The organism is Streptomyces sp. S6 (assembly GCF_054880855.1).
The window spans coordinates 1-7,940 of record NZ_JBTYMC010000302.1 but is presented as its reverse complement, the minus strand read 5'-3'; the positions used below and the strand labels follow the sequence as shown (position 1 = coordinate 7,940).

General features: G+C 73.0%; 9 protein-coding genes and 1 pseudogene. 6 read left to right on the top strand and 4 right to left on the bottom strand.

Going from position 1 to position 7,940, the window contains the following annotated elements:
- The 3 genes from ACVNF4_RS29080 to ACVNF4_RS29070 all read right to left on the bottom strand — a co-directional run.
- On the bottom strand, window positions 1-1,030 hold a 1,030-nt coding region (locus tag ACVNF4_RS29080; protein WP_461805860.1), incomplete at its 3' end, for an NAD(P)/FAD-dependent oxidoreductase.
- Window positions 1,023-1,325: a (2Fe-2S)-binding protein gene (locus ACVNF4_RS29075; RefSeq protein WP_461805859.1), complete on the bottom strand. Its 303-nt coding sequence runs from the start codon at window positions 1,323-1,325 to the stop codon at window positions 1,023-1,025. The genes ACVNF4_RS29080 and ACVNF4_RS29075, both read right to left, overlap by 8 nt.
- Window positions 1,322-2,476 (bottom strand): NAD(P)/FAD-dependent oxidoreductase, encoded by a 1,155-nt coding sequence (locus tag ACVNF4_RS29070; RefSeq protein WP_461805858.1) that lies wholly within the window; start codon window positions 2,474-2,476, stop codon window positions 1,322-1,324. The genes ACVNF4_RS29075 and ACVNF4_RS29070 overlap by 4 nt, the downstream gene beginning before the upstream one ends.
- 158 nt (window positions 2,477-2,634) lie before the next feature.
- Between ACVNF4_RS29070 and ACVNF4_RS29065 the strand changes: the two genes are divergently transcribed.
- From ACVNF4_RS29065 to ACVNF4_RS29055, 3 genes are all read left to right on the top strand, one after another.
- The gene (locus ACVNF4_RS29065) at window positions 2,635-3,321 is read left to right on the top strand and encodes a nucleotidyltransferase domain-containing protein (RefSeq protein ID WP_461805857.1); all 687 of its coding nucleotides are present in this window, start codon (window positions 2,635-2,637) and stop codon (window positions 3,319-3,321) included.
- Between the two features lie 28 nt (window positions 3,322-3,349).
- Complete coding sequence (locus tag ACVNF4_RS29060; RefSeq protein WP_461805856.1) at window positions 3,350-3,538, top strand: hypothetical protein; 189 nt, start codon at window positions 3,350-3,352, stop codon at window positions 3,536-3,538.
- A gap of 148 nt (window positions 3,539-3,686) precedes the next feature.
- A complete protein-coding gene (locus ACVNF4_RS29055) occupies window positions 3,687-4,220 on the top strand; it encodes a hypothetical protein (protein ID WP_461805855.1) in 534 nt (177 codons plus the stop codon).
- 85 nt (window positions 4,221-4,305) lie between these two features.
- Here ACVNF4_RS29055 and ACVNF4_RS29050 read toward each other — a convergent pair whose 3' ends face one another.
- Entirely contained in the window at window positions 4,306-5,253 is a 948-nt protein-coding gene (locus tag ACVNF4_RS29050) for an ATP-binding protein (RefSeq protein ID WP_461805854.1), read from the bottom strand.
- Between the two features lie 193 nt (window positions 5,254-5,446).
- On the opposite strand from ACVNF4_RS29050, the gene ACVNF4_RS29045 reads away from it, so the two are divergent.
- From ACVNF4_RS29045 to ACVNF4_RS29035, 3 genes and pseudogenes are all read left to right on the top strand, one after another.
- Window positions 5,447-6,049, top strand: a complete 603-nt coding sequence (locus tag ACVNF4_RS29045; RefSeq protein ID WP_461805853.1) for a GNAT family N-acetyltransferase — start codon at window positions 5,447-5,449, stop codon at window positions 6,047-6,049.
- Between the two features lie 3 nt (window positions 6,050-6,052).
- A complete protein-coding gene (locus ACVNF4_RS29040; RefSeq protein ID WP_461805852.1) occupies window positions 6,053-7,552 on the top strand; it encodes an ABC transporter substrate-binding protein in 1,500 nt (499 codons plus the stop codon).
- Between the two features lie 3 nt (window positions 7,553-7,555).
- Window positions 7,556-7,940: pseudogene (locus ACVNF4_RS29035) on the top strand (ABC transporter permease subunit); the annotation flags it as partial.

Sequence of the window (7,940 nt, the reverse complement as noted above, 5' to 3'; positions counted from 1 at the left end):
GGCGGGTGCCGTGCAGGCGGGCGGCGGCCGATCGGCCCGCGATGTGGCCCTCGGCGAGGGAGAGGGTGGCCCCGCCGATGCCGGTGGTCTCGCCGGCGGCCCAGACGCCGGGGACGTCGGTGCGCTGTTCGGCGTCGACGCGTACGGAGGGTCCCTCAAGGGTGCAGCCGAGGCCGTCGGCGAGGTCGGTGTGGGGGAGGAGGCCGTGGCTGACGGCGAGGGTGTCACATGTGATGTACCGCGTACGTCCTGGCACCGGCCGCCCCTCGGCGTCCAGCGGGGCGACGGTCACGCCCTCCAGCCGGTCGGTGCCGTGTGCCTCCAGTACCGCATGACACATCACCGTCCTCACGCCGTGCCGCAGGAGCCGGGCGGCGTACGCCGCGCCTTCGGCGACCTTCGCCGGCTCGCGGACGAAGGCGCCCGCGCGCCGGACGAACGCGCGGGGGTCGGCGGAGTCCACCAGGGCGACGACCCGTGTGCCCGCCGAGGCGAGGCCGGTCGCGACCGGGAGGAGCAGTGGGCCGGTGCCCGCGACGACCGCCGTTCGGCCGGGCAGGACGAGGGAGCCCTTCAGCATCGCCTGCGCGCCGCCCGCTGTGAGCACACCGGGGAGGGTCCAGCCGGGGAAGGGGAGGACCTTCTCGTATCCACCCGTCGCCAGCAGGACGCCGTCCGCGTGCACGGCGACGGACCGCTCCTGTTCGGGGCCGAGGAGGGCGTGCGCGGTGAAACCCGCCGAGTCCCTTTCCACACACCAGACGTGATGATCCGTCAGAAGGGTGACCTGGTCTGCCGCGAGGCGGGTGTCGAGGCCCGCGTGGAGTCGTTGCCAGGTGCGCCACTGGTGGTACAGGGACTGCGGGCGTCGGGCGCCGAGGGTGGGCGCCGGCTGGCGGTAGAACTGGCCTCCGGGAGCCGGTCCCGCATCGATGAGGGTGACGCGGACCCCGCGCGCGGCTGCGGCCAGGGTGGCGGCGAGTCCGGCCGGGCCGGCGCCGATCACCGCGAGGCGGGGCGGTTCAGTCATCGTGGTGACCGGTTCCTTCCTGGGTGCGGACGTCCGCGCCGGGCTCGGCCGGGATCAGGCAGGCCCGCAGGTTGGGGCGGCCGTCGACGGTGACGAGGCAGTCGTGGCAGACCCCGATCCCGCAGAACACGCCACGTGACATACCACTGCCCCGGGTGGTGCGCCATGACATGTCACCCGCTGCCCAGAGTGCCGCCGCCACCGTCTGGCCGGGCAGCGCCTCGATCGGGCGGCCGTCGAAGGTGAGGGCGAAGGCGGTGCCGGGGCGGGCCCGGACCAGATCGAGGGGGTTCACGCGGCGGCCTCCTCTGTGAAACGGTCCGGGCGGAACGGGGTCAGATCGACGTCGGGCTGTTTGTCGCCGAGGAGTTGGGCGATGAGGTGGCCGGTGCCGGTCGCCAGGCCGATGCCCGCGCCTTCGTGTCCGCAGGCGTGATAGAGGCCGGGCGTTCGCGGGTCGTGGCCGATGGCGGGCAGATGGTCGGGGAGGTAGGGGCGGAACCCCAAGTAGGTGCGCATCACCCGGACTTGGGTGAGGAACGGGAACAGGCCGATGGCTCCGGCGGCAAGGGCGCGCACGACGGGCAGGGAGAAGGAGCGGTCGAAGCCGACGCGTTCCCGGCTCGCCCCGATCAGGACCGGACCGGCGGCGGTGCCCTCGACGACCGGCGAGGTCTGGAGCGCCGCCGAGTCGCTGGCCACGTCCGACACGTAGTCGGCGGCATACACCTTGCGCCGGACCCGGCGCGGCAACGGCTCGGTGACCAGGACGAACCCGCGCCGGGGCAGCACCGGCAGGTGGACCCCGGCCAGCGCGGCGACCTCACCGCCCCAGGTGCCGGCCGCGTTCACGACGGCCGGTGCGTGGAGATCGCCTCGGTCGGTGCGTACGCCCCGCACGGCGCCGTCGGCCGCGCGGAGCACCTCGGTCACGGTCCACCCGGTCTCGACCCGTGCGCCCGACGCCCGCAGCAAGTGGGCGGCGGCGAGTGCGGGCATCACCTGGGCGTCCTGCGGGTACAGCACACCGCCCGCCAGACCGGGTGCCAAGTACGGTTCCAGCGAGGGGAGTTCGTCGGCGGTGACCGTCTCTGCCGTCACCCCGGCAGCCTGCTGGGCGCGGGCCAGGTCCGTGAGGGAGTCGAGACTCTCGGGCGTCGACGCGACGACGAGGCCGCCCTTCGGTTCGTACTCGAAGGCGGGGCCCAGTTCTTGTGCCAGTTCGGTCCACAACAGGCCGGAGAGCAAGGCCAGTTCGAGCTCGGGACCGGGCTCCTTGTCGGAGACGAGGAGGTTTCCCTCGCCCGCGCCGGTCGTGCCGCCGGCCACCGGGCCGCGGTCCACCACGGCGACGTCCAGTCCGGCACGGGCGGCATACAGTGCACAGGCGGCGCCGACCATTCCGGCGCCCACGACCACGACATCACAGCTGGACTGCTTGGCCACCGCAGTAATATGTCACACACTATTCAGGGTCGACATACCCCGAACGTCAGGACCGCCGAAAACCCTGAGGTGGCCGGGGCACCCGAGGCGGCATCATGGCCCTCCCCGGAGTCAGAGACGGCGACGCCGGGCCGAGTGAACCACCACGGGGGCGCGGCATGACCGTCCAGAACATCCTGCTGTCCGGCATCGTCGGCTCGACGGCCTACGGACTCGCCCATGAGGGCTCCGACATCGACCGCCTCGGCATGTTCGCGGCCCCCACCGCCGACCTGCACGGCCTGCACCGGCCTGCGGAGTCCCACGTCACCACGGCCCCGGACCGCACCCTGCACGAGGCCGCGAAATGGTGCCGCCTCGCGCTCTCCGGAAACCCGACGGTCATGGAACTCGTCTGGCTCCCCGACGAGTTGTACGAGACCCGCACCGCCCTCGGCGACGAACTCATCGGAATCCGGGACTCGTTGCTCGGCGCCGGACGGGTCAGGGACGCCTATCTCGGCTACGCCACCCAGCAGTTCAGGAGACTCCAGAACCGCGGCGACGGATCGTTCTCGGCGGACTCCCGCAAGCGGACCGCCAAGCACGCCCGCCACCTCAAACGGCTCTGCCGGCAGGGCTTCGAGCTGTACAGCACCGGCCGGCTGACGATCCGCGTCGAGGACCCGGAGAGCTATCACCGGTTCGGCCGGGAGGCCGCCGCCGATCCCGAGGTCGCCGTACCGCTGCTGCGTCACTTCGAGGAGGCGTTCGCGACGACCCGCACGGTGCTGCCGGACGAGCCGGACGAGCGAGCCGCCGAGGCGTGGCTGCGCCGGGTACGGCGGCACTTCTACACCGAGTAGCGGGCGCCGGAGGCGAGTTGGGCCGGGAGTGCCGGTCGGGGCCGGTCGGCCGGGGCGGAAAATCACGTGGCCGCGTTCCGGCTCCGCGACCGTCCCGCTCGCCGAACTCTTCGGCTACGCGACCCGGTTGCGCGGCCGTACGCAGGACCGTGGCGCGTTCACGGCCAGGCCCACCGGCTACGCACCGGCGCCCGCCGCGCTGGTGGCCGGCAAGTAGGGAGTTCCACCGCTCGACGGGGTCAACCTGGAATGCGATGTCCCTCTATCGAGTGACATTTCGATTTCTGGGCACATGTGCGAAGAGCGGTCCGTTGGCCGGGTGTCGGGAGATTTTCCCGGCACCCGGACCACACGGAGGAGAAGCGATGGGACTTCAGTTCCACGACAACCTGGACGGCACCTACACGGGGCGCAACGACGCCACGGCCTTCTCGGTGACCAGTACGGACGACGAGGAGGTGCGGCGCCTGCTGTACGAGGACGCGGGGTGGCCCTACAACCCGCCGCTCCCGCCACCGATCCCCGGCCTGCACCGCTTCGTGCTGGTCCACGAGGAGTTCGAGTGTGGTTCCTTCGGCGACGAGCGGTACGAGAGCCTGCGGGTGGACCCGCCCCAGGGCTGCACCCCGCTGAACTGGGGCTGCTTCGCCCTGAACTGTGACCGCCCGGGCCGGACGATGCTCGACGCGATCGCGGACACCCTCGGGGAGATCCGGCGTGAGCACGGGCTCGTGATGAACAGCCTTGGTGCCGAGCCGAAGGACTGGAAGGACGACGGGAAGGACGGGTTCGGGGCGCAGATCGTGGCCCACCTGATGCTGATGGCCCGCTACCGCGCCGAGTCCCTCGGGTACGGGCGCGCGGAGCTGGTGCGGCTGCTCGACGCGACGGGGGTGTGAGCGCGGCGAGGCGGAAACACGGACAGGGCGGACGAGGCGGAAGGGTGGGAAAGGGGAGACGGTTCGTGGTGAAGGGTGACCTCGGTCAGTGGGCCGGCGGCGGGCCCGGTACGTACTCCGGGTCCACCTGGGCCGCGAGGTTCTGGCCGGTCGCGGTGTCCGCCCAGGCCCGGGCGTTGCGGAGGTGGAAGTCGACGGCGTGCCGGTGGAGCGTGGGCCAGTCCTTGGGGCGGGCGTCGACGGCGGCGCGCAGGACGTCCAGGGCGTGGCGGTTGGTGTCCTCCAGGTCGCCTGCGGGGGTGCCGCGTTCGGTGGAGCGGACCCAGGAGGAGTGGGTGAGATGGGTGAGGAGGTGGTCGCCGGTCGCCTCCTTGAGGAAGAGGAGGTCGTCCTCGCCGGTGACCTTGTTGCCGACGACGGCCAGGGGGATGCCGAACTCCCGGGCGTGGTCGCGGTACTGGCGGTAGACGGAGACGCCGCGCCGGGTGGGTTCGGCGACGAGAAAGGTCATGTCGAAGCGGGTGAAGAGGCCGGAGGCGAAGGCGTCGGCGCCGGCGGTCATGTCGACGACGACGTACTCGCCGGGGCCGTCCAGAAGGTGGCCGAGGTACAGCTCCACCGCGCCGAGCTTGGAGTGGTAGCAGGCGACGCCGAGGTCGTTCTCGTCGAAGGCCCCGGTCACCATCAGCGGGACGCCGCCGGCGGGCCGGACGTGGTGGGAGTGGAGTTCGTCGTCGCCGAGGAGGGTCAGGAGGCGGGAGCCCCGGCCGGGCGGGGTGGTCTTGACCATCGCGTCGCGGGACGGGATCAGGGGATTGGTGCCGCGCAGGAGGTCCTTGATCTCGCCGAGCCGGCCGGCGAGCGGGGGTGCGGTGAAGGCGGTGGCGCCAGGGTCGAGGGCCTCGGCGAGGTGCTGGTTGATGTCGCCGTCCACGGCGAGGACGGGGGCGCCGGACCGGGCCAGGTGGCGGGCGAAGAGGGCCGACAGGGTCGTCTTCCCGCTGCCGCCCTTTCCGACGAACGCTACGCGCATCGTGGGTCGCCTCCGGCTCCGGGATGCGCCGGGAGGGGCGCCGGCGGGCACGCCGAAGGGCTCGACTTTTTGAAAACGGATTTCATGTGACTACGTTTTAGGAGAGCGGATGAGGGCTGTCAAATCGAGGGGCCGGAGCGGTCGCGGGTATCCTCTTGATCGCACTTACGTGCTAACTGCGTATGATGTGCAAGTGCGTGAATACTGCATAAGGGTGGCGGGTCCGGAGGACCTCGACGAGGCGCGGGCCGTCATGCTCGACACGGTGTACCGGGACTTCGGCACGGGATACGTGCCCCGATGGCACGGCGACATCATCGACCTGGCCGGGGCGTACCTCACACCCGCGCGGCACACGCTGCTGGTCGCGGTGGACGACGCGGGCACGGTCGTGGCGACCGGGGCGGTCGATTCACGCGGCCCGCTGCACCCGCCGAACCCCGCGCACCTCGCCGAGCGCTACCCGTCCGGGACGACCGCGCAGCTCAGGCGGATCTACACCCGGCGCGAGCACCGTCGCAGGGGGCTGGCGCGGCGTCTGGTCGGCGAACTGCTCGACTTCGCGGCGGCCGACGGCGGCTACCGCTCCGTGTACCTGCACACCGACCCGTCGGTGGACGGCGCCGAGGGCTTCTGGCGGTCGCTCGGCGAGGTGGTGCTCGACGAGCGGGACGACCGTGCCCCCGGGCAGGGGATCGTGCACTTCGAGGTGCCCTTCGACGCCGTCCGCGCCGGCCGGGTCCCCGCCGGACACACCGCGACCAGCTCCCCGTCCGCACTCCTCACAGACCGGTAGACCATGCGCATCCCCCACAGCCCCCGGCTCCTCGCCGCCCTGTCCGCCCTCCCCCTCCTCGCGGGCTGCTTCGCCTCCGGCGGGAGCGACGGCGCCGCCCCCGGCACCACCGACGGCCCCCGTCTGCGCGTCGCCCTCGCCTTCCCGCCCGCCGAGCGGCTCTCCCCGTACGGCGCCGACGCCACGCTCCTCAGCCGCCTCGGCGTCACCGAGGGCCTCACCTCCCTCGACGCGAACGGCGCCCCCGCCCCGGCACTGGCCCGGTCCTGGCAGCGGCTGGACGACCGCACCTGGGTGTTCACCCTGCGCGACGCCGCGTTCCAGGACGGCAGCCCCGTCACCCCCGCCGCCGTCTCCGCCTCCCTCGGCCACGCGACCGAGGCGAAGCCCGCCCCCGCCGCCCTCGCCGGAGTCACGCTCACCGCGAAGGCCGACGGCGCCACCGGCGTACGGATCACGACGACGGACCCCGACCCCGTCCTCCCGCTGCGCCTGACCAGCCCGAGCCTCGCGATCCTCGCCCCGAAGGCGTACGACGCGAAGGGCGCCGCGAACCCCGTCGGCACCGCGACCGGCCCCTTCGAGATCACGAAGCTCACCGGCACGACGTCCGCGACGCTGAACCGGTACGACGACTACTGGGGCGGACGCGCCCAGGCCGCCGGTGTCGACGCCCGCTTCATCGCCGACGGCACCGCCCGCGCCAACGCCCTGCGCACCGGCGAGGCCGACATCGCCGAGGCGATACCCGTCGCCCAGGCCGCGACCCTGGACGCCGCCACCCGCAAGGAGACGGCGACCACCCGCACCACCAGCCTCCTCCTCAACACGAAGGCCGGCGCCTTCAAGAACCCGGCGCTGCGGGCAGCGGCCCGAGCAGCCGTCGACACCGGCACCCTCGCCAAGGGCGTCTACGAGGGCCACGCCGACGCGGGCGCCGGCATCTACGGCCCCGCCGTCACCTGGGCCGCGGGCAAGCGCACCGCCCCCACCGGCCGGGCGAACCCCGGCAGGCCGGACGGCGCCGCCGTCACCCTCGCCACCTACGACAACCGCCCCGAACTCCCCGAGGCCGCCCAGGTGCTGAAGCAGCAACTGGAGAAGGCCGGGTTCAAGGTCACCCTGGAGGTCCGCGAGTACTCCCGCCTGGAGAGCGACGCGCTGGCCGGGAAGTTCGACGCGTTCGTCCTCGCCCGCAACACCCTCGTCGACACCGGCGACCCCGTCGCCGTCCTGGCGAGCGACTACACCTGCGACGGCGGCTTCAACATCGCCCAGCTGTGCGACGAGAAGGCCGACCGGGCCGTGAAGACGGCCCAGGGCATCGCCGACACCGGCAAGCGGCAGGACGCGGCCATGGCCGCCGAGGCGGCGATCCTCGGCACCGACGCCGTCGTCCCCCTCGTCCACCAGCGGGTGATCACCGGCGTCGGCGCGAAGGTCCGCGGCGTCCTCCTCGACCCGTACGAGCGCACGCTCGTCGGCACCGGCACCCGGCGCTGACCCGTGGGACGGCTGACGGCGCTCCTGTGGCGGACGGCCCTCGCCGCGGGCCTGGTCTGCGGCATCGGCCTCCTGCCCCGGCTCACGCGGACGGACCCGGCGCTGACCGTCCTCAAGGCCCGCGCCGTCGACCGCGACCCCACCCCCGAGGTCCTCGCCGACATCCGCGCCCAGCTCGGCCTCGCCGACGGCCCCCTGCACCTCCTCGGACAGTGGCTGACCGGACTCCCGCGCGGTGACGCCGGCCGTTCCTGGATCTCCGGCGAGGAGGTCACCCCCGCGATCGGCCAGGCCCTCGGCGCGTCCCTCCTGCTGGTGACGGCCGCCCTCGCCGTCGCCCTCGCCACGGCCGCCCTGATCTGCGCGCCCACCCTGCGCCGGGGTGCCC

Bases quoted from the DNA above. Each gene is read 5' to 3' on its own strand.
- ACVNF4_RS29040 (WP_461805852.1), top strand. From the start codon at position 6,053: ATGCGCATCCCCCACAGCCCCCGGCTCCTCGCCGCCCTGTCCGCCCTC.
- ACVNF4_RS29065 (WP_461805857.1), top strand. From the start codon at position 2,635: ATGACCGTCCAGAACATCCTGCTGTCCGGCATCGTCGGCTCGACGGCC.
- ACVNF4_RS29055 (WP_461805855.1), top strand. From the start codon at position 3,687: ATGGGACTTCAGTTCCACGACAACCTGGACGGCACCTACACGGGGCGC.
- ACVNF4_RS29050 (WP_461805854.1), bottom strand. From the start codon at position 5,253: ATGCGCGTAGCGTTCGTCGGAAAGGGCGGCAGCGGGAAGACGACCCTG.